The following is an 18,478-nucleotide window of genomic DNA, read 5'->3' as shown; positions in this document are numbered from 1 at the left end:
TGGGTGATGAGTCGAAATCCCTGTAGGAGCTGTCGAGTAGAACGAGGCTGCGATCTTTTGATTTTGTTTTTTAAATCAAGATCAACAGATCGCAGCCTCGTTTCACTCGACAGCTCCTACAGTGTTAGGTATTAGCTGTTGGTTTTCTGAACTAGCCCATCCGCCCGAAACATCCCGCGAATCCCGCGCACGGCCTGACGAATCCGGTCCTGGTTTTCGATCAGCGCGAAGCGCACATGATCATCCCCATACTCGCCAAATCCCACACCCGGCGAGACACAGACCTTGGCCTCGGCCAGCAGTTTCTTGGCGAATTCCAGCGAACCCATGTGCGCGTAAGCCTCGGGAATCTTGGCCCAGACGTACATCGACGCTTTCGGGTTTTCGACCATCCAGCCCAGTTCATGCAAGCCTTTGACCAGCACGTTGCGACGCTGCCGATACTGATCGGCGATGTCTTTGACGCATTGCTGATCACCTTCTAGTGCTGCGATGGCCGCGACCTGCAGCGGGGTGAAGGTGCCGTAATCGTGGTAGCTCTTGATCCGCGCCAGGGCGTTGACCAGTTCCGGGTTGCCGACCATGAAACCGATGCGCCAACCGGCCATGTTGTAGCTCTTGGACAGGGTGAAAAACTCCACCGCGATGTCCTTGGCGCCGGGCACTTGCATGATCGACGGGGCTTTCCAGCCGTCGTAGACGATGTCGGCGTAGGCCAGGTCGTGCACCACCAAAACATCGTACTGCTTGGCGAGGGCGATCACCCGCTCGAAGAAATCCAGCTCCACGCACTGGGCGGTGGGGTTGGACGGGAAGCCGAGGATCATCATTTTCGGTTTCGGGATCGAGCCGCGAATCGCCCGTTCCAGCTCGGCGAAGAAATCCACGCCAGGAATCAGCGGCACCGACCGCACCTGGGCACCGGCAATCACGGCACCGTAGATGTGAATCGGGTAGCTGGGGTTCGGCACCAGCACGGTGTCGCCCTGATCGAGGGTGGCCAGCATCAAATGCGCCAGACCCTCCTTGGAACCGATGGTGACGATGGCTTCGGTTTCCGGGTCGATGTCGACTTCGTAGCGATCCTTGTACCAGTTGGAAATCGCCCGGCGCAGGCGCGGAATCCCTTTGGACGTGGAGTAGCCGTGGGTGTCTTCACGCTGGGCAACGGTGACGAGTTTTTCGACAATGTGCGGCGGCGTGGCGCCGTCGGGGTTGCCCATGCTCAAGTCGATGATGTCTTCGCCACGACGACGGGCGGCCATCTTCAGCTCGGCAGTGATGTTGAAAACGTAAGGGGGGAGTCGATCTATGCGCGCAAAGCGGCGCGGCGAACCTTGTTCGGCCATTGTTGCCTCGGATAACGTAAGCGCCCGGAACCGTCCGAGCGACGCTGGCCACTGCGGTGGCCTGTGGCGGAATGTAAGGGCTGCTGTGGCAGACTGTCCAGCGTCTATGTAAACAATTTTTGCGAAGGAAATCGGTTGATGGAATTTACCAGCGGCTTTTTGCTGAGCCTTTCGCTGTGCCTGGACATCGGTGTGGCCAATATCGCTATGATCACGTTGGCGATGCAGCGCGGCTATTTCCAAGGCTTTGCCCTGGGGCTGGGGACGTGTGTCGGCGACCTGATTTACGCCGTGCTGGCATTGGCCGGCATGACCGTATTGCTGCAATACGAAACCGTGCGCTGGGTGCTTTGGATCGGCGGGTCGGCGCTACTGCTGTATTTCGCGGCGAAGATGATTTATTCGGCGATTCACCATGAAGCGCTGTTGGCGCAGACCGCTGAAGTCGGTCACAACTCCCACCGCAAGGAGTTCTTTCGCGGGATTTTCCTCGCCATGTCGTCCCCCAGCGCCATTCTCTGGTTCGCCGCGGTAGGCGGAACACTGATCGCCCGTTCCGGCGGTGGTGGCGCGCTCAGTTCGGCGCTGTTTCTCGGCGGTTTCTTGTGCGCCGGTGTGCTCTGGTGTGTTGGTCTGTGCTTCGCTGCGAGCCACGGCGGCAAATTGCTCGGGGACAAACTGCTGCGTTATTCCTACATGGCATCGGCAGCGATCTTCTGCTATTTCGCAGTCTACGTGATCCTATCGGGTTACAACGAGTTCATCGGTCCGGGCGCTCTCGAACAGTTGCACGCACTGTAACTGGGCGAATCAGGTTTGGCTTCTATACTCCCAGCCGAACCCACCTTTTGTACCAGGAGTTGAGTCATGGATGAGCAAACAAGCGCCGAGAAGGTCGAGCCACGCTTTGAAAACGGGCACTTCATGCTCATAGCGGGGCTTGGTGGACGATTTACGACGGATACGACCAAAGCGATCCCCGATCTATGGGAGAAATTCATTCCCGAGATGGGCAAAATTCCCGGTCAGAAAAGCGAAGTAACCTACGGCATCTGCTGCAATCCGGATGGCAAGGGTGGTTTCGAGTACATCGCCGGTGTCGAAATCAGCAAGCTCGACGACCTGCCCGAGAAGTACCGCTGGATCGAAGTTCAGCCTCAGAAGTATGCAGTCTTCGAACACAAGGGCTCTCTGGATGCCTTGCCCCAGACCTTTCAATACATCTGGAAAACCTGGCTGCCGAAGTCCGGTCATGAAGCGGCGGACGCTCCGGAGTTCGAACGCTACAGCGACGATTTCAACCCGAAGCTCAATACCGGCGTGCTGGAAATCTGGCTGCCGCTCAAGGCGTAATGAGCGGTTCGAGCGGCGGATCGGTGATTCGCCTCTCGATGTCGTATTGATGCTGATTTATGATCCCAACCTTTCCCACGCCGATTCCGAGCTGCCATGAACACCGTCATCCGCCACGTCAGCCCCGCTGACCTGGACCGTTGCTATGCCATCGAAACCGTTGCCTACGAAGGCGATGAAGCCGCTACCCGCGAGAAAATCGCCACCCGCATCGCCACCTGGCCCGAGGGCTTCATCGTTGCTGAAGTGAATGGCGTTGTCGCCGGTTTCATCAATTCCGGTGCGGCATTTCAGGTGGAGATGTCGGACGAAGCGTTCAAGGAGCTGATCGGCCACGACCCGGCCGGCCCGCACGTGGTGATCATGTCGGTGGTGGTGCATCCGGACTATCAGGGGCAGGGGCTGGCGAAACGCTTGATGAGTGAGTTTATCCAGCGCATGCGTGCACTGAACAAGTCCAGCATCCACCTGATGTGCAAAGAGCGGCACATTGCGCTCTATGCCGGGTTTGGTTTTGCCTACATCAAGCCCTCGACGTCGGACCATGGCGGGATGGCGTGGCATGAGATGGTGTTGACGCTGTAACCCGTGTGGGAGCGGGCTTGCTCGCGAAGGGGGGGTGTCTTGATGTCGGCTGATACACCGCCTTCGCAAGCAAGCCCGCTCCCACAGGTTGGTGTTGCCTCAATCGATTCCGACAAACCCGCCGGTCTGGTGCTGCCACAACCGCGCATACAAGCCGCCATGGGCCAACAGTTCGGCGTGGCTGCCGGTTTCGGCAATTTTGCCGTTTTCCAGCACCACCAAACGGTCCATCCGCGCGATGGTCGAGAGGCGGTGGGCGATGGCGATCACAGTCTTGCCTTGCATCAGGGTTTCGAGGCTTTCCTGAATCGCCGCTTCGACTTCCGAGTCCAGTGCCGAGGTGGCTTCGTCCATGATCAGGATCGGCGCGTCCTTGAGCAGCACCCGGGCGATGGCAATCCGCTGACGCTGGCCACCGGAGAGCTTCACGCCGCGTTCACCGACGTGAGCATCGAAACCGGTGCGACCTTCAGAGTCCGACAGCAATGGGATGAATTCGTCGGCGCGGGCCTTGTGCACCGCTTCCCAGAGTTCGGCATCGGTGGCGTCGGGTTTGCCGTACAGCAAATTGTCGCGGATCGAACGGTGCAGCAGCGAGGTGTCCTGGGTGATCATGCCGATGCGTTCACGCAGGCTTTCCTGGCCAACTTCGGCGATGTTCTGGCCATCAATGAGAATCCGCCCACCCTGCACGTCATAGAGGCGCAGCAGCAGATTGACCAACGTCGATTTGCCGGCACCGGACGGGCCGATCAAGCCGATTTTCTCGCCGGGTTTGATCGTCAGGTTGAGGTCGCTGATGATCCCGCTTTTCTTGCCGTAGTGAAAATCGACGTGATCGAAACGCACCTCGCCACGGGCCACCTTCAAAGGCTTGGCCTGCTCGCGGTCGGTGATGCTGACTGGCTGGGAAATGGTCTGCAAACCGTCCTGAACCATGCCGATGTTTTCGAAAATGCCCGTCACCACCCACATGATCCAGCCAGACATGTTGACGATGCGGATCACCAGACCCGTGGCCAAGGCAATTGCACCCACTGAGATCAACGACTGCGTCCACAGCCACAGCGCGAGGCCGGTGGTGCTGACGATCAGCAGGCCGTTCATGCTGGTGATGGCCACGTCCATGCTGGTCACCACACGGCCAGCCAGTTGGGCTTTTTCGGTTTGTTCCTTGATCGCTTCGCGGGCGTATTGCTGTTCGAAGTTGGTGTGGGCGAACAGTTTCAGGGTGGTGATGTTGGTGTAGCCATCGACGATCCGCCCCATGAGTTTGGAGCGCGCATCGGACGACACCACAGAGCGTTCCTTGACCCGTGGCACGAAGTAGTGGAGGGCGCCGATGAAGGCGGCGATCCAGGTCAGCAGCGGGATCATCAGGCGCCAGTCGGCTTCGGCGAACAGCACCAGTGAACTGATCGCGTAGATCAGCACGTGCCATAGCGCGTCCACCGCTTGCACAGCCGAATCGCGCAACGAGTTGCCGGTCTGCATGATGCGTTGGGCGATGCGCCCGGCGAAGTCGTTCTGGAAGAAATTGAGGCTCTGTTTGAGCACGTAACTGTGGTTTTGCCAGCGGATCAGGCTGGTCAGGCTAGGGCTCAAGGTCTGGTGCACCAGCAAGTCATGCAAGCCGACGAATATTGGGCGCAGGACCAACGCCACCACCGCCATCCAGGCCAGTTCGATGCCGTGTTCCTTGAAGAAGTCGACGTTGGGCGTGCCTTGGGCGAGGTCGATGATGCGGCTCAGGTAGCTGAACAGCGCCACTTCGATCAGCGCGCCGAACAGGCCGACGATCAGCAGGACGGCGAAACTCGGCCAGACCTGCTTCAGGTAATAGGTATAGAAGGGGAGAACCCGATCCGGCGGAGCCGCCGTCGGTGCATCGCGGAATATGTCGATCAGTTTTTCAAAACGGCGATAAAGCATCAGTTCTCCGCCCGCGCACGGGCTCTCCTTTAAACGATATGAGCGGCGCCGGAGACCGACAGCCGCTCAAGCACTCCTGTGCAGATTAGTCTATGCGTTTGGCCGACTTGATGAAGACAGGGTCGGCCGGCACGTCTTTCATGCCGCTTTTGGTGGTGGTCTGGGAGTTGACGATGACATCGACCACGTCCATGCCTTTAACGACTTTACCGAACACGGCATAGCCGTCGCCCTGGTCGAGGAAGTCGTTGTCTTTGACGTTGATGAAGAACTGGCTGGTGGCCGAATCCGGGACAGAGGTGCGGGCCATGGACAGCGTGCCACGCACGTTATGCAGGCCGTTCTTGGATTCGTTCTTGATCGGCGCCTTGGTTTCTTTTTGCTGCATCTGCTGAGTGAAACCGCCGCCCTGGACCATGAAGCCCGGAATCACACGGTGAAAAATCGTGTTGTTGTAAAAGCCGCTGTCGACGTACTCAAGGAAGTTCTTGGTACTGATCGGCGCCTTGACCGGGTCCAGTTCGATTTCGATCTGGCCATTGGTGGTTTCCAGCAGCACGTGCGGCGCCTTGGCGGGCGTGGCGGCCATCAGGTTGGCGGCAAACAGAACGGAGCCGGCGACGAGGGCGATTTTTTTCAGCATAAGTCAGTGATCCTGAGTAGTGGTGTCGACTGCGGTGAGAAATTCGAGCAGCGTTTGGTTGAAGCGTTCCGGTTGATCCAGCGGGGTGGCGTGGCGCGAGTCGGCGATCACCACCAGCCGCGCATCGGGTAGCAGTTTTACGTAAGTTTCCTTCACCGAGACCGGGGTGTAATCGTGGTCTGCGCTAACGATGAGGGTTGGACAGGTGACTCGCGAAAGTCGTTCCTGAACCCCCCAGCCTATGAGGGCATCGAAGCTGGCGAGATAAGCATGTTTGTGGTTCTTTGCCCAGCGCACGGCAATTTTTTGCCGCAAATCGGCTTGGTCGGGTTTGGGAAACAGCATGCGTCCCAAGGCTTTGCCGATTGTTTCCATGCTCAGCAGTCGGGCCATGCTCCAGCGTTTGATTAGCCACCAGTAGTCACTGGGCTTTTGCATTTTGACTTGCGGCTGGCTATTGACGATGCACAGACTTTTGAGTAATTGCGGCTGATCCACCGCCAGTTGAAAGCCGATTATGCCACCCATGGAAAGCCCTACATAATGTGTCGGGCCGAGGTGCAAGTGTTCAATGAGAGCGATCAGGTCGGCGCTGAATCCGGCGATGCTGTAACGCTCACGGGGTTTGTCGGAGCGCCCGTGGCCGCGTACGTCCGGGACGATCACCCGGTAGCGGGCAGACAGCGCCGGGATCTGCATTTCCCAGTCCAGGGTGCTGGAGCCCAACCCGTGAACCAATAGCAACGGCGTGCCGTGGCCATATTCCTCATAGTGCAGGTTGCAACCTTCATGTTCGAAATAGGCCATACGTACACTCCATGTCAGGCTTGTTCAGGGGCGGCGAAAGGTGCATCCAGCGGCGCGGTATCAAAGGTGCGCAGCAGTTCGATGAGAATCTGCGTCGCCGGGCCCAAGGGTTTGTCCTTGTTCGAATACAGAAAGAAGCTCGGGTTGCGGCTGCCACCCTGATCCAACGGTAGCACTTTGAGCGTGCCTTCCTTGAGTTCGCGCTCGATCATGTGCCGGGGCAGCCAGGCGAAACCCAGGCCGCTGCTGACGAAGGTCGCGGCGGTGGCCAGGCTGCCGACGGTCCAGCGCTGTTCGGCGCCGAGCCAGCCGACGTCTCGTGGTTGCTGGCGGCCGGAGTCGCGGATCACCACTTGCATTTGGCTTTCCAGGTCCTGGAAGTTCAGTTCGCGGTTCAAGCGATGCAAGGAATGCTCGGGGTGGGCGACCGCGATAAATTCGACGTCGCTCAATTCCGCGCCCAGATAACCGGGAATACTGAACCCGGTGATGGCCAGATCGGCCACGCCTTCGAGCAACACTTCCTCGACACCCGATAACACTTCTTCGCGCAGACGCACCCGGCAGCCACGGCTTTGCGGCATGAACGCGGTCAGGGCGCGAACGAGGCGGGCGCTGGGGTAGGCTGCGTCGACCACCAGCCGCACTTCCGCTTCCCAGCCTTGCTCCATGTGATGGGCCAGGTCTTCCAGTTGGCTGGCCTGTTTCACCAGTTGCCGGGAACGGCGCAGCAGCACGCCGCCGGCTTCGGTGAGTACCGCTTTGCGGCCGTCGATGCGTAGCAATGGCACACCGAGTTGGTCCTGCATGCGCGCTACGGTGTAGCTGACCGACGATTGCGAGCGGTGCAGCGCTTCGGCGGCCTGGGCGAAACCGCCGTGATCGACCACGGCCTGTAATGTTCGCCATTGATCAAGGGTCACGCGGGGCGCTTTCATGTTGAGCTCCTCTTGTCCTAAGCTGGCAGTCCTTATTGGAGGCTGCTGAATGAAAAAACTTTGTAGCGTGATGGCGGGTTGTGCGGTGTTGGCGATGTTGCCGCTGACTGCGTTTGCCTATCCGATCGACGTTCAAAAGCAATTGAACGGCTTGAGCATCGATTACAACGCCTTTGATACAGATGCCGATATCGCCTCCATTCAGGTGAACAACTACGGCAGCACCGATGCGATCTGTAAGGTGGTTTTCAACAATGGCCCGGAAGCGCCGCGTAACCGCACAATCGAAGTGCCTGCCGGTAAACACAAAAACGCCACCGCCAAGTTCACCCGCACCATCATCAAGATGCGTATCAACCTGACCTGCACCCCGAAATGACATCGAGCGGAGCGGCCCAGCTGGGACATGCTCCGCTTATAAACGAATTTATCGATGCTTTATAGCAGTTATTTGCGCTTTTTCATCGATATGACTCTGTTTAACCTTCACTCCATCGACCTACAGCATTCTCAGATGGAGGCTACATCCCATGTCCCGCGTTCTGATCATCGAAAGCAGCGCCCGTCAGCAAGACTCGGTTTCCCGCCAGCTGACCCAGACCTTCATCAGCCAATGGAAAGCCGCACACCCGGCCGACCAGATCACCGTCCGTGACCTCGCCACCACCCCGGTGCCGCACCTGGACATCAATTTGCTGGGCGGCTGGATGAAACCTGCCGAACAACGCAACGACATCGAGCAGGCCTCGCTGGAGCGCTCCAACCTGCTGACCGACGAGCTGCTGGCCGCCGACGTGCTGGTGATGGCGGCTCCCATGTACAACTTCGCGATTCCGAGCACCCTTAAAGCCTGGCTCGACCACGTGCTGCGTGCCGGTGTGACCTTCAAGTACACCGAAACCGGCCCGCAAGGTTTGCTCAGCGGTAAGCGGGCTTATGTGCTGACTGCTCGCGGCGGCATCTACGCCGGCAGCACCGCCGATCACCAGGAACCCTACCTGCGCCAGGTCATGGCCTTCATCGGCATCCACGACGTCACATTCATTCACGCCGAAGGCATGAACCTGGGAGGTGACTTCCAGGAGAAAGGCCTGAACCAGGCCAACGCCAAGCTTTCCCAGGTCGCCTGAGCCGTTAATCGCCAGATAATCGCTGGATGGTCTAGTGATCTGGCGCAACCCTTCAAGCCTGCACGCGCATCGAACCTCCCTTTGCACTTGTTGCTCCTGAGTGCTCTAGCCCGATTGAACGCATTAGCGAGATCGGGCTTTTTTTTGCCTGCGATTTAATGAATGAGCACACAACCCCTGTGGGAGCGAGCCTGCTCGTGATAGCGGTGTGTCAGCCAACATCAATGTTGAATGTAAGGCCGTCATCGCGAGCAAGCTCGCTCCCACAGGGATCTGTGTTGCCTGACTGTTCGCGATGACGGGCAAAACCCGCTATCGTCGCGCCATTCGAAATGAGGCGACCATGGGCTATCTACTTTTTGTCACGCTGATCCAGGCGTTTTCCTTCAGCTTGATCGGTGAATACCTGGCCGGGCATGTCGACAGTTACTTCGCGGTGCTGGTGCGGGTGCTGCTGGCGGGGCTGGTGTTCATTCCGCTGACGCGCTGGCGTCAGGTCGAACCGGCGTTCATGCGCGGGATGTTGCTGATCGGCGCGTTGCAGTTCGGCGTGACTTACGTCTGCCTGTACCTGAGCTTCCGGGTGCTGACGGTGCCAGAGGTGTTGCTGTTCACCATCCTCACACCTTTGCACGTGACCCTGATTGAAGACGCGCTGAACCGGCGCTTCAATCCGTGGGCCTTGATCGCGGCATTAGTGGCGGTACTCGGGGCGGCAGTGATTCGCTATGACCGGATCAATCCGGATTTCTTCATGGGTTTCCTGCTGCTGCAACTCGCCAACTTCACCTACGCCGCCGGGCAGGTGCTCTACAAACACCTAGTGGCCCGCCATCCGAGCGATCTGCCGCATTATCGACGGTTCGGTTACTTCTATCTGGGCGCATTGGCGGTGGCGTTGCCGGCGTTTCTGCTGTTCGGCAAACAGAACTTCCTGCCCGAAGCGCCGCTGCAATGGGGCGTGCTGCTGTTCCTCGGCCTGGTCTCGACCGCGCTGGGTTTGTACTGGTGGAACAAGGGCGCGTGCCTGGTGAACGGCGGCACGCTGGCGGTGATGAACAATTTGCATGTGCCGGTGGGGTTGCTGATCAACTTGCTGATCTGGAATCAGCATGAAGAGCTGGGGCGGTTGTTGTTTGGTGGGTCGGTGATATTGATGGCGGTGTGGATTAGTCGGTTGGGTGTTCGTAGACCCGCTATCGCATGATCGTCCCCACGCGGAGCGTGGGAACGATCAGTGCTAGCTGCTACATGATGTGTTTTTCGGGGGCAGGGATATGGCTCGCGCCCAACACCGCCGGGAGCAACCCCGACCGCAAATCCCCGCCGCTCGGCTGCTGATAAAGGCTCAAGCCAAACTCCGGCAATACCGCCAGCAGGTAATCGAAAATATCCCCCTGAATCCGCTCGTAATCAGCCCACACGGTGGTGCGGGTAAAGCAGTAGATTTCCAGCGGAATGCCCTGAGCGGTGGTCTGCATCTGGCGAACCATGCAGGTCATGTTCGGCTGGATTTCCGTGTGACTCTTCAGATAGGCCAGCGCATAGGCGCGAAAGGTGCCGATGTTGGTCATCCGTCGACGGTTGGCCGACATCGCTGCGACGTTGCCCTGAGCTTCGTTCCAGGCCTTGAGTTCGGCCTGTTTGCGGTTGATGTAGTCGGTCAGCAGATGCACCTGGGACAGCTTCAGCTCTTCGTCATCGCGAATAAACCGCACGCCGCTGGCGTCGATGAACAAGCTGCGCTTGATCCGGCGGCCACCGGACTGCTGCATGCCGCGCCAGTTCTTGAACGACTCGGACATCAGGCGCCAGGTCGGGATCGACACAATCGTCTTGTCGAAATTCTGCACCTTGACCGTGTGCAAGGTGATGTCCACCACGTCACCGTCGGCACCGACTTGTGGCATCTCGATCCAGTCGCCGACCCGCAGCATGTCGTTGCTGGTCAGTTGCACACTGGCGACGAACGACAGTAGGGTGTCTTTGTAGACCAACAGAATCACCGCCGACATGGCGCCCAGACCCGACAGCAGCAACAGCGGCGAACGGTCGATCAGCGTCGCGACGATGATGATCGCGCCAAACACGAACAACACCATTTTCGCCAGTTGCACGTAGCCCTTGATCGAGCGGGTGCGGGCGTGTTCGGTGCGGGCATAGATGTCCAGCAGGGCATTGAGCAATGCGCTGACGGCCAGTACCAGGAACAGAATGGTGAACGACAGCGCCACATTGCCGAGGAAGTTAAGGGCGGTTTTGCTCAGCTCCGGTACCAGGTGCAGGCCAAACTGGATCACCAGCGAGGGCGTCATCTGCGCCAGGCGATGAAACACTTTGTTGTGGCGAAAATCGGTGATCCAGTGCAACGACGGCTGGCGACCGAGGATTTTGGTCGCATGAAGAATGAGGTAACGCGCCACTCGTCCGAGTACCAGCGCCACCACCAGCAGCAACATCAGCGCGAGCGTGGAATGCAGGAGCGGGTGCTGATCGAGAGCACCCCAGAGGTCTTGGGCGTTGAGCCAGAGCTGTTTGATATCCATGGGTGAAAACGGTTCTTCTGTAGGACGCGACGGGGCAATTAGAGCATTTAAGACGTTCCGGATGACGTTTTGAGACAAAACAGGCGACAAAAAAACCACTGTTTGCAGCCGTTTGTATAAAGAAACTCGGCCTTCGCGCTCGAAACCGTTACCCTATGCAGCTGTTTTTTTGTATTTCTTCGAGGTAGCACCCGTGTTTTCCCAATTCGCCCTGCACGAACGCCTGCTCAAAGCCGTGGCCGAGCTTAAATTTGTCGAGCCAACGCCTGTGCAAGCAGCGGCTATTCCGCTGGCGCTCCAAGGGCGTGACCTGCGGGTGACGGCGCAAACCGGTAGCGGCAAAACCGCTGCATTCGTTTTGCCGATCCTCAACCGCTTGATCGGCCCGGCTAAAGTCCGCGTCAGCATCAAGACCCTGATCCTGCTGCCGACCCGCGAGCTGGCCCAGCAGACCATCAAGGAAGTCGAGCGCTTCGCTCAGTTCACGTTCATCAAGTCCGGCCTGATCACCGGCGGTGAAGACTTCAAGGTCCAGGCTGCCATGCTGCGCAAGGTGCCGGACATCCTGATCGGTACGCCGGGCCGGATGATCGAGCAACTGAACGCCGGCAACCTCGACCTCAAAGAAGTCGAAGTGCTGGTGCTCGACGAAGCCGACCGCATGCTCGACATGGGCTTTGCCGAAGACGTGCAGCGTCTGGTGGAAGAGTGCACCAACCGTCAACAGACCATGCTGTTCTCCGCCACCACCGGCGGTTCGGGTCTGCGCGAGATGGTCGCCAAGGTTCTGAACAACCCTGAACACTTGCAGCTGAACAACGTCAGCGATCTGAACGCCACCACTCGTCAACAGATCATCACCGCCGACCACAATCAGCACAAAGAACAGATCGTGAACTGGCTGCTGGCCAACGAGACCTATCAGAAGGCCATCGTGTTCACCAATACCCGGGCCATGGCCGACCGTATTTACGGCCGTCTGGTGGCGCAGGAATACAAAGCGTTCGTGCTGCACGGTGACAAAGACCAGAAAGACCGCAAGCTGGCCATCGACCGTCTGAAGCAGGGCGGCGTGAAAATCCTCGTCGCCACCGACGTCGCCGCCCGTGGCCTGGACGTGGAAGGCCTGGACCTGGTGATCAACTTCGACATGCCGCGCAGCGGCGACGAATACGTTCACCGCATCGGTCGCACCGGTCGCGCTGGCAACGATGGCCTGGCCATCTCGCTGATCTGCCATGGCGACTGGAACCTGATGTCGAGCGTCGAGCGCTACCTCAAGCAGAGCTTCGAGCGCCGCACCATCAAGGAAGTCAAAGGCACCTACGGCGGACCGAAAAAGGTCAAGGCCTCGGGCAAAGCCGTTGGCGTGAAGAAGAAAAAAGTCGACGCCAAAGGCGACAAGAAGAAAACCGGCGCCAAGGCCCCGACCAAGCGCAAGATCGCCAACCGCCCGAAGACCGACGCCCTGTCGCTGGTCAGCAAGGACGGCATGGCGCCTTTGAAACGCCGCAAGCCGGAAGCGCCAGCGGCTGAATAAAGCGCTGTAGCGTTCCCATAAAAAACCCGGACAGTGTCCGGGTTTTTTTACGTCAAAAAATCGCATCAGCTCTTACAGCTGCACGCTCAAACCCGTGTAGGAGCTGCCGAAGGCTGCGATCTTTTGATCTCGCCGTTCAGCTCTCGGCTTTCTTCTCAGCCGACTGCAACTCTTTGAGGCGCTGATCGATCAACTGGCACTTATCCGGCAGATCCTTGCTGGCCGTCTCCAGGTCCATCTTCTGTAACTCATCATTGATCTCCTTGGCCTTGGCCGGGTTTTGCTCAGTGATCTTGGCGACCTCCTTGGCCAATTGTTCGCGCTTGGCCGTGGCTTCGTCGGGAGGGCAGGCCCAAACGGGGAGGGCGCAGGCTAGGGTGGCGGCGAAGGTGAGTTTGAGCAGGGTTTTCATAAAGTCAGGCCTCGGTTCCGGTTAAGGCGGGTTATCCGGTTGAGGGCTGAAGGGCGAAAAAAGTTCAGTGACAGAAACGGGCGACCCACAGGTCGCCCGTTTTCATTCACTCCGCAGCCTGCGCCCGCAGACGTCTGCCAATGACATCCATCAAATCACAACCATCGCGTAACGGAATGGCCAGCAGTTTGGAGAAGTCGGAAAGCACCACCGTGTCGCAACCGATCTCGGCGCGAAAGGCGATGTTTTCCAGCACTTGGGTGACGGTGCGGTAGTCGGGAGGTTTTTGTAGGGCATTTGCCCCAGTTGCAGTCAGGCAACCGCATGTACCTACAGAACACACGCAACCTTGTGGGAGCGAGCCTGCTCGCGAAAGCGGTGTATCAGTCGACATCAATGTTGAATGTTAGTCATCGCGAGCAGGCTCGCTCCCACAGGGGATTTGTGGTGTTTATGGGGACTGTGTCTAATCCGGACCAATGCCCCGATGGCTGAGCCTCGATCCCTGAGGGTCTACCCCCCATGGCAGCAACTGGCCGAGGCCTTGTCTTCATACCGATCGTGATGCCGCACCCAATCCATGATCTCCTCTTCATTACGCCCCTTGGGCGTGAGGTCCAGATAGTTATAGGCCCCCACCAGCAAATCCAAACCTCGGGCATACGTTGAATAGGTGTGAAAAATCTCCCCCGCTTCATTGCGATAAAACACGCTGAGCCCTGGGAGTTCTTCTTCAGCCCCGTCGGATTTTTCGTAGTTGTAGGTAGCTTTTCCAGCGGCGACGTCTTCGGCTCGGGCTGATACGCCAAAGTCATAGTTGAAGTCGCAGCCTTCGGACGAGACCCAGTCGAATTTCCAGCCCATGCGCTGCTTGAACGGTTGGAATTCGGCGAACGGTGCGTGGGAAACCGCGACCACAGCCACGTCGTGATGGGCCAGGTGTTGGTTGGCGCCGTCGATGTGGTCGGAGAGGAACGAGCAGCCTGGGCAGCCTTCGTCCCAGCCTGCGGCGAACATGAAGTGGTAGATGATCAATTGGCTGCGACCGCCGAACAGGTCGGCCAGGCTCAGTTCGCCGTTGGGGCCCTGAAAGCGGTAGAGTTTGTCGATTTTCACCCAGGGCAAAGCGCGGCGTTCGGCGCTGAGTTTGTCTCGTTCCTTGGTGAAGGCTTTTTCGTGGGCCAGGTGTTGTTTGCGGGCAGCGAGCCATTCTTCTCGGGACACGACCGGATGGTTCTGAATGTTCATGGTGATTTCTCCTGCATGCTTTGGCGAAAGTCGATCCGCGCAGAGGGGTAAACCGTCTTACATAGCCTAGTCGTTTGGCCTGTGCCCTATTCGACATACCGCTGGTCGGTAGGGCGAAATAACCAGGCTGAACGGCCGCCCTCCCTGTCGGTCACAACCTATGAAGGCCATTTCACTCACGGGCTCTGGAGGTTGATCAGGATGACGACTTACAACTGGGATTTGATGGAGCGCTTGCTGCATGAAGTGCAGAACGGCGCTGGACACAGTTTCACTCCACGGCCTTATGCCGAGCAGTATGCGGCGGCGAAAGCCTCCGCGGGCGAGCCGTTTGAGAATCTGGATCACCTGAAAACGGTGGCTGGTGAGTACGAAAAATTACTGCTGCTGCGGGGCTATATCGAGCCTCGGCCAGAAGATCAGGGTGGCAATGGTGAGAACTACATTTTGACGCCCAGGGGCTCGAGTTTATTGAGCCTGATTGACAGCAGCATTCCGGGTAATGAGCATCCGCGGCAGGTGCTGGATGAACAGGAAGATGCGCTGGAGGAGCTGACGTTTGATGAGGTGGCGTCGAAGGCGCAGATTGCCTGATTTTGTGGCGACAGCAAAAGATCGCAGCCTTCGGCAGCTCCTACATGGAGTTGCGTTCACCCTTAAACATCGGGCGGACACAAATTCTGTAGGAGCTGCCGAAGGCTGCGATCTTTTGATCTTCTAGTCTTGCCGCGCCGCTTTCAGGCATTTTAAATCAGCGAAATCCTTGCGCACGCCTTCAATTTTTTGCAGCAACCGTTCACGTTGAACCGGTGTGCTCTCGGCCATCACGTCCACCAGCAAGGCCCGAGCCTGGGCTTCGGTGTTGGCGTAGGCCTCGCGGTAAGCCGGCGTCCACAAACTCTCGCGATTCACCAGAAGTGTCTCGATTCGCTGTGGGAATTCCGGGCTCTGCCGCTGCGCGACTGCCGCGCTGAATTGCTGTTGCCAATGGGCGCGGTTGGCAATCCATTGCTTGTTCTGATCACCCAAGGCATTCGACCAGGCCACGACCCGTTGCTGTTGGCTTGGGTTGAGCGGGCCGAGCCAGTCATTCAGGCGTTTCTCCATGCGCTTGCTCCGCTCTTTGATCTGTTGCTCCAGAGACGGTTTGAGGTAGGCCTCCTGGCGTTTGCGTTGGTCCTTGGCGAAGGCATCGTTCATTTCCGCGACTTGCTTGTCATCAAGACCCTGCAACAGCTCGATGGCCGACGGGGTGATTTCCCGGGCGGTATCGGCGATGGCCTGTTTGGCTTCCTGGGTGCGGGTTTGCAATGCGGCGTCGGTGATCTGGTTGGCCTCGACCATGGCCTGTAAGCGATCCAGCCAGTCGAGGTAGCCGGGCAATTGCGTGGTGCAGTGCCAGCTCAGGTGTTCTTTGAGGCGCTCGTTGAACCAGTCTTTTTGTTCGTGGTTCATTTCCAGGTAGTCGCTGAGCGTCCAGGGAATGATCACGTCGAGATTGCGGTAAGCCAGGCCCACGCGGCTGCACGCGGCGACAGTGAGGCTGAGGGTGATGATGACGCCGAGCTGTTTCCACCAGTGCGACATGGCGAGTCCTTGCGAAGACCTGGTTTCTTAAGGGTTCTCTTGTGTGATCGCGGGATAAGCCCGGCAGTTCAGCCAATTAATAGAAGCTGTGCGCAGCCTTGAGCGTCACCAGGCCGTCGCACTGGCTATTGTGGCCAGAATAAGCGGAACAATCGCTGCCGCTCAGGCTTGAATCACTGTAGATCAAGTCCAGATCGATGCCCATGAACGGCCGGGACAATTTCACTGACCAGTCGGTAAAGCTGCCTACATACCCATCGTCAACGGACACCGGTGTGTTGAGTTGGTGGGTGGTGTATTTCAGGCTGATCCCGATGCCGAACGGCTGATTGCCACTGAGGTCGGCGAACAGGGTGCTGTTCTGTTTGTCGGGGTCGTTGCTGAAGGCCGCGCCGAAGCGGCTGCCCAGCAGGGTCAGGCCGCCGAACAGCTCCTGGCTGTCGAGGGTGTCCACTTTCGGGTAGCTGTAATGGATCATGCCCACTTCGTAGCCGAGGGAGTGATCGAAAGGCTGTTTAAAGCCCATGTAGGAATCGACTTCAAGGTTGCTCGACGGGCTGAGTCCCATGCTGGGGGACCATTGACCTACATAGAAGCCGCTGTCGTGGCTCAGGTCGAGGCCACCATGGAACGAGCCGGTCGTCGAGGGTTTGACCAGCCCCTGGGCCATGCTGCGGCTGGGGGTGGTCGCGAGCTTGAGATCGAAATCGCCCAGTTCGCGCTGGAAGACTTGTGCTTGGGCGACCGAATACCACAGCAGGCTGCCGAGCAGAAAAAGAGAGGGCTTGAGCATGCGTCACTCCATGAACAGCGAGGAGCAGGTCCTGAAAACCTGCTGAAACGCTTGATCCAGACACGTGCAAGCATACCGGCGAATGTTCGGCATCGAGGGCCGTTCGTCGATTTTTGAAATATTGATTTGTTTTATGGGGTATTGCGGGAGGGTTCCAGTCCAAGCGCTTCGAAGCTCAAAGCGCTTAGGGACCAGTTAACGCGGGGGAAATTACTTCTTGCCCAGCGTGATCTGCTTGGACGGGCCGAACGTCTGGCCGCTGACGCCTTTGGCAATTTGCTGGATCTCTCCGCCGGACTTGAGGAACGCAGCGATCTGGTTGTTGATCGATTCGCTGGTTTCAACGGCTGGAGCTGGCTTTGCTTTGCTGTTGGATGCTTTTACACGCATGGCGGCCATTAACCTGTAGAAATTAACTTGGCCAGGCATCGTACAGGAAATACTTGACAATTGCTTGGTAAATATCATTCCGAAATACACCTTGGAGCAACGCAATTTATCGCAAGTTATTATTCGCAATGTTCCCGTAAGCTGCTGTTTTAACTAAGAACCCAAGTGAAGAAAAAGCGTTTTTCGGATGGGCAGACCAAGGCGCGAGGCACCCAAATGGTCTGACGAGCGGGCAAGCGCACCGGGTAAAACCCAGGAAAATTAAGGCCTTCGACGGATTTTCTTGTGCCACCGGACCGGCCGCCGAACGCGGCCCGCAAAACCGGGTAGAATGCCGCCCACGCAATGAGGGTATTGGACATGGCTTTAGTCGGGCGCTACAACAGTTTGCAAGTGGTTAAACACACTAACTTCGGTTTATATCTGGACGGTGGCGCGGATGGTGAAATCCTCCTGCCTAACCGTTATATCCCCAAAGATATTCCCAGCGAAGATGAAGACTGGCTCAACGTTTTTATTTATCTGGACAGCGATGACAAACTTATCGCGACGACCGAAAAGCCGAAAGTTCAGGTCGGTGAATTCGCCAGTTTGAAAGTTGTTGAAGTCAACAGCATCGGCGTGTTCCTGGATTGGGGTTTGCCGAAGGACCTGCTGCTGCCGTATTCCGAAGAAAAGCGCCAGATGACGGCCGGCGAGTATGTCGTGGTGCATGTCTACCTCGACAAACACACGCGGCGCATCACCGCGACGGCGCGTCTGGACCGCTACCTGGACAAGACCCCGGCCAATTACACCCCGGGTCAGGAAGTTGATTTGCTGGTGGCCGAAGCGACCGATATGGGCTTCAAGGCAATCATCAACAACAAGCACTGGGGCCTGATCCACAAGAACGAAATCTTCAAGTTCATGCGTGCCGGTAAAGAAGAGAAGGGCTTTATCAAAGAAGTCCGCGCCGACGGCAAGATCAGCCTGAGCCTGCAACCGGTGGGCGAGGAAGCTGCCACTAGCCTGAACTCGAAGATTCTTGCCAAGTTGCGCGACAACAACGGCACTCTGCCAGTCAGCGACAAGAGCGACCCGACGCTGATCAGCAGTATGTTCGGCGTCAGCAAGGGCAACTTCAAAAAGGCCATTGGTGCGTTGTACAAGAACGGCCAGATCGTCATTCACGCTGATCGTATCGAACTCAGCTGACCCTACGCCGCCCCCGTAGGAGCTGCCG

The 18,478-nt window shown here is 57.9% G+C and carries 21 protein-coding genes; 9 read left to right on the top strand and 12 right to left on the bottom strand.

Annotated features, from left to right (window positions below; all coding sequences use genetic code 11):
- Positions 1-131 precede the first annotated feature (131 nt).
- Positions 132-1,349 (bottom strand): alanine transaminase, encoded by a 1,218-nt coding sequence (gene alaC / locus ACZ89R_RS10660; RefSeq protein WP_008069107.1) that lies wholly within the window; start codon positions 1,347-1,349, stop codon positions 132-134.
- A gap of 138 nt (positions 1,350-1,487) precedes the next feature.
- Here alaC and ACZ89R_RS10655 point away from each other — a divergent pair, with 138 nt between their 5' ends.
- The 3 genes from ACZ89R_RS10655 (at position 1,488) to ACZ89R_RS10645 (ending at position 3,287) form a co-directional block, all read left to right on the top strand.
- Positions 1,488-2,150, top strand: a complete 663-nt coding sequence (locus ACZ89R_RS10655) for a LysE family translocator (protein ID WP_429545824.1) — start codon at positions 1,488-1,490, stop codon at positions 2,148-2,150.
- A 66-nt stretch (positions 2,151-2,216) separates the two neighbouring features.
- The gene (locus tag ACZ89R_RS10650) at positions 2,217-2,702 is read left to right on the top strand and encodes a GyrI-like domain-containing protein (protein WP_429545825.1); all 486 of its coding nucleotides are present in this window, start codon (positions 2,217-2,219) and stop codon (positions 2,700-2,702) included.
- 96 nt (positions 2,703-2,798) lie between these two features.
- Entirely contained in the window at positions 2,799-3,287 is a 489-nt protein-coding gene (locus ACZ89R_RS10645) for a GNAT family N-acetyltransferase (RefSeq protein WP_218397853.1), read from the top strand.
- Between the two features lie 99 nt (positions 3,288-3,386).
- Here ACZ89R_RS10645 and ACZ89R_RS10640 read toward each other — a convergent pair whose 3' ends face one another.
- The 4 genes from ACZ89R_RS10640 to ACZ89R_RS10625 all read right to left on the bottom strand — a co-directional run bounded on the left by ACZ89R_RS10640 (position 3,387) and on the right by ACZ89R_RS10625 (position 7,607).
- Positions 3,387-5,219, bottom strand: a complete 1,833-nt coding sequence (locus tag ACZ89R_RS10640; RefSeq protein ID WP_429544104.1) for an ABC transporter ATP-binding protein — start codon at positions 5,217-5,219, stop codon at positions 3,387-3,389.
- A gap of 85 nt (positions 5,220-5,304) precedes the next feature.
- Complete coding sequence (locus ACZ89R_RS10635; RefSeq protein WP_007902463.1) at positions 5,305-5,862, bottom strand: peptidylprolyl isomerase A; 558 nt, start codon at positions 5,860-5,862, stop codon at positions 5,305-5,307.
- 3 nt (positions 5,863-5,865) lie between these two features.
- Positions 5,866-6,669 (bottom strand): alpha/beta fold hydrolase, encoded by an 804-nt coding sequence (locus ACZ89R_RS10630; protein WP_218397847.1) that lies wholly within the window; start codon positions 6,667-6,669, stop codon positions 5,866-5,868.
- Positions 6,670-6,683: 14 nt separating this feature from the next.
- Entirely contained in the window at positions 6,684-7,607 is a 924-nt protein-coding gene (locus ACZ89R_RS10625) for a PA3225 family LysR-type transcriptional regulator (protein WP_429545826.1), read from the bottom strand.
- A gap of 49 nt (positions 7,608-7,656) precedes the next feature.
- On the opposite strand from ACZ89R_RS10625, the gene ACZ89R_RS10620 reads away from it, so the two are divergent.
- From ACZ89R_RS10620 to ACZ89R_RS10610, 3 genes are all read left to right on the top strand, one after another.
- The gene (locus ACZ89R_RS10620) at positions 7,657-7,986 is read left to right on the top strand and encodes a 3-phosphoglycerate kinase (RefSeq protein WP_429378362.1); all 330 of its coding nucleotides are present in this window, start codon (positions 7,657-7,659) and stop codon (positions 7,984-7,986) included.
- 151 nt (positions 7,987-8,137) lie between these two features.
- On the top strand, positions 8,138-8,737 hold the full coding sequence (locus ACZ89R_RS10615; protein WP_218397843.1) for an FMN-dependent NADH-azoreductase: 600 nt from the start codon (positions 8,138-8,140) through the stop codon (positions 8,735-8,737).
- Positions 8,738-9,080: 343 nt separating this feature from the next.
- Entirely contained in the window at positions 9,081-9,944 is an 864-nt protein-coding gene (locus ACZ89R_RS10610) for a carboxylate/amino acid/amine transporter (RefSeq protein WP_429545827.1), read from the top strand.
- Positions 9,945-9,984: 40 nt separating this feature from the next.
- On the opposite strand, the gene ACZ89R_RS10605 is transcribed toward ACZ89R_RS10610, so the two are convergent.
- Entirely contained in the window at positions 9,985-11,283 is a 1,299-nt protein-coding gene (locus ACZ89R_RS10605) for a mechanosensitive ion channel family protein (RefSeq protein WP_429545828.1), read from the bottom strand.
- Positions 11,284-11,476: 193 nt separating this feature from the next.
- Here ACZ89R_RS10605 and ACZ89R_RS10600 point away from each other — a divergent pair, with 193 nt between their 5' ends.
- Positions 11,477-12,823: a DEAD/DEAH box helicase gene (locus ACZ89R_RS10600; protein WP_008153197.1), complete on the top strand. Its 1,347-nt coding sequence runs from the start codon at positions 11,477-11,479 to the stop codon at positions 12,821-12,823.
- Between the two features lie 136 nt (positions 12,824-12,959).
- On the opposite strand, the gene ACZ89R_RS10595 is transcribed toward ACZ89R_RS10600, so the two are convergent.
- The 3 genes from ACZ89R_RS10595 to ACZ89R_RS10585 form a co-directional block, all read right to left on the bottom strand.
- Complete coding sequence (locus ACZ89R_RS10595) at positions 12,960-13,235, bottom strand: hypothetical protein (RefSeq protein WP_429545829.1); 276 nt, start codon at positions 13,233-13,235, stop codon at positions 12,960-12,962.
- Between the two features lie 106 nt (positions 13,236-13,341).
- Positions 13,342-13,551 carry a hypothetical protein gene (locus ACZ89R_RS10590; protein WP_429547868.1) on the bottom strand — a complete coding sequence of 70 codons (210 nt, stop codon included), beginning with the start codon at positions 13,549-13,551 and terminating at the stop codon, positions 13,342-13,344.
- Between the two features lie 197 nt (positions 13,552-13,748).
- Complete coding sequence (locus ACZ89R_RS10585; protein WP_429545830.1) at positions 13,749-14,483, bottom strand: DUF899 domain-containing protein; 735 nt, start codon at positions 14,481-14,483, stop codon at positions 13,749-13,751.
- Between the two features lie 201 nt (positions 14,484-14,684).
- On the opposite strand from ACZ89R_RS10585, the gene ACZ89R_RS10580 reads away from it, so the two are divergent.
- Complete coding sequence (locus tag ACZ89R_RS10580) at positions 14,685-15,077, top strand: transcriptional regulator (protein ID WP_429545831.1); 393 nt, start codon at positions 14,685-14,687, stop codon at positions 15,075-15,077.
- Positions 15,078-15,200: 123 nt separating this feature from the next.
- Here ACZ89R_RS10580 and ACZ89R_RS10575 read toward each other — a convergent pair whose 3' ends face one another.
- The 3 genes from ACZ89R_RS10575 to ACZ89R_RS10565 all read right to left on the bottom strand — a co-directional run bounded on the left by ACZ89R_RS10575 (position 15,201) and on the right by ACZ89R_RS10565 (position 17,262).
- Complete coding sequence (locus ACZ89R_RS10575) at positions 15,201-16,070, bottom strand: DUF6279 family lipoprotein (RefSeq protein WP_429545832.1); 870 nt, start codon at positions 16,068-16,070, stop codon at positions 15,201-15,203.
- A 76-nt stretch (positions 16,071-16,146) separates the two neighbouring features.
- Complete coding sequence (locus ACZ89R_RS10570) at positions 16,147-16,863, bottom strand: TorF family putative porin (protein WP_401176231.1); 717 nt, start codon at positions 16,861-16,863, stop codon at positions 16,147-16,149.
- Positions 16,864-17,073: 210 nt separating this feature from the next.
- Complete coding sequence (locus ACZ89R_RS10565) at positions 17,074-17,262, bottom strand: hypothetical protein (protein WP_017337097.1); 189 nt, start codon at positions 17,260-17,262, stop codon at positions 17,074-17,076.
- Positions 17,263-17,613: 351 nt separating this feature from the next.
- Between ACZ89R_RS10565 and ACZ89R_RS10560 the strand changes: the two genes are divergently transcribed.
- A complete protein-coding gene (locus ACZ89R_RS10560; RefSeq protein WP_030131899.1) occupies positions 17,614-18,450 on the top strand; it encodes a CvfB family protein in 837 nt (278 codons plus the stop codon).
- Positions 18,451-18,478 lie beyond the last annotated feature (28 nt).

Source organism: Pseudomonas sp. TE3728 (assembly GCF_056279145.1).
This window is presented reverse-complemented; position numbering and strand designations above follow the sequence as displayed.

What these genes read in the sequence shown, in the direction of transcription:
- ACZ89R_RS10620 (WP_429378362.1), top strand. Translation starts at nt 7,657, where the DNA reads ATGAAAAAACTTTGTAGCGTGATGGCGGGTTGTGCGGTGTTGGCGATG.
- ACZ89R_RS10580 (WP_429545831.1), top strand. Translation starts at nt 14,685, where the DNA reads ATGACGACTTACAACTGGGATTTGATGGAGCGCTTGCTGCATGAAGTG.
- ACZ89R_RS10655 (WP_429545824.1), top strand. Translation starts at nt 1,488, where the DNA reads ATGGAATTTACCAGCGGCTTTTTGCTGAGCCTTTCGCTGTGCCTGGAC.
- ACZ89R_RS10615 (WP_218397843.1), top strand. Translation starts at nt 8,138, where the DNA reads ATGTCCCGCGTTCTGATCATCGAAAGCAGCGCCCGTCAGCAAGACTCG.
- ACZ89R_RS10585 (WP_429545830.1), bottom strand. Translation starts at nt 14,483, where the DNA reads ATGAACATTCAGAACCATCCGGTCGTGTCCCGAGAAGAATGGCTCGCT.
- ACZ89R_RS10575 (WP_429545832.1), bottom strand. Translation starts at nt 16,070, where the DNA reads ATGTCGCACTGGTGGAAACAGCTCGGCGTCATCATCACCCTCAGCCTC.
- ACZ89R_RS10650 (WP_429545825.1), top strand. Translation starts at nt 2,217, where the DNA reads ATGGATGAGCAAACAAGCGCCGAGAAGGTCGAGCCACGCTTTGAAAAC.
- ACZ89R_RS10595 (WP_429545829.1), bottom strand. Translation starts at nt 13,235, where the DNA reads ATGAAAACCCTGCTCAAACTCACCTTCGCCGCCACCCTAGCCTGCGCC.
- ACZ89R_RS10640 (WP_429544104.1), bottom strand. Translation starts at nt 5,219, where the DNA reads ATGCTTTATCGCCGTTTTGAAAAACTGATCGACATATTCCGCGATGCA.
- ACZ89R_RS10560 (WP_030131899.1), top strand. Translation starts at nt 17,614, where the DNA reads ATGGCTTTAGTCGGGCGCTACAACAGTTTGCAAGTGGTTAAACACACT.
- ACZ89R_RS10635 (WP_007902463.1), bottom strand. Translation starts at nt 5,862, where the DNA reads ATGCTGAAAAAAATCGCCCTCGTCGCCGGCTCCGTTCTGTTTGCCGCC.
- ACZ89R_RS10610 (WP_429545827.1), top strand. Translation starts at nt 9,081, where the DNA reads ATGGGCTATCTACTTTTTGTCACGCTGATCCAGGCGTTTTCCTTCAGC.
- ACZ89R_RS10625 (WP_429545826.1), bottom strand. Translation starts at nt 7,607, where the DNA reads ATGAAAGCGCCCCGCGTGACCCTTGATCAATGGCGAACATTACAGGCC.
- ACZ89R_RS10565 (WP_017337097.1), bottom strand. Translation starts at nt 17,262, where the DNA reads ATGGCCGCCATGCGTGTAAAAGCATCCAACAGCAAAGCAAAGCCAGCT.
- alaC (WP_008069107.1), bottom strand. Translation starts at nt 1,349, where the DNA reads ATGGCCGAACAAGGTTCGCCGCGCCGCTTTGCGCGCATAGATCGACTC.
- ACZ89R_RS10605 (WP_429545828.1), bottom strand. Translation starts at nt 11,283, where the DNA reads ATGGATATCAAACAGCTCTGGCTCAACGCCCAAGACCTCTGGGGTGCT.
- ACZ89R_RS10570 (WP_401176231.1), bottom strand. Translation starts at nt 16,863, where the DNA reads ATGCTCAAGCCCTCTCTTTTTCTGCTCGGCAGCCTGCTGTGGTATTCG.
- ACZ89R_RS10645 (WP_218397853.1), top strand. Translation starts at nt 2,799, where the DNA reads ATGAACACCGTCATCCGCCACGTCAGCCCCGCTGACCTGGACCGTTGC.
- ACZ89R_RS10630 (WP_218397847.1), bottom strand. Translation starts at nt 6,669, where the DNA reads ATGGCCTATTTCGAACATGAAGGTTGCAACCTGCACTATGAGGAATAT.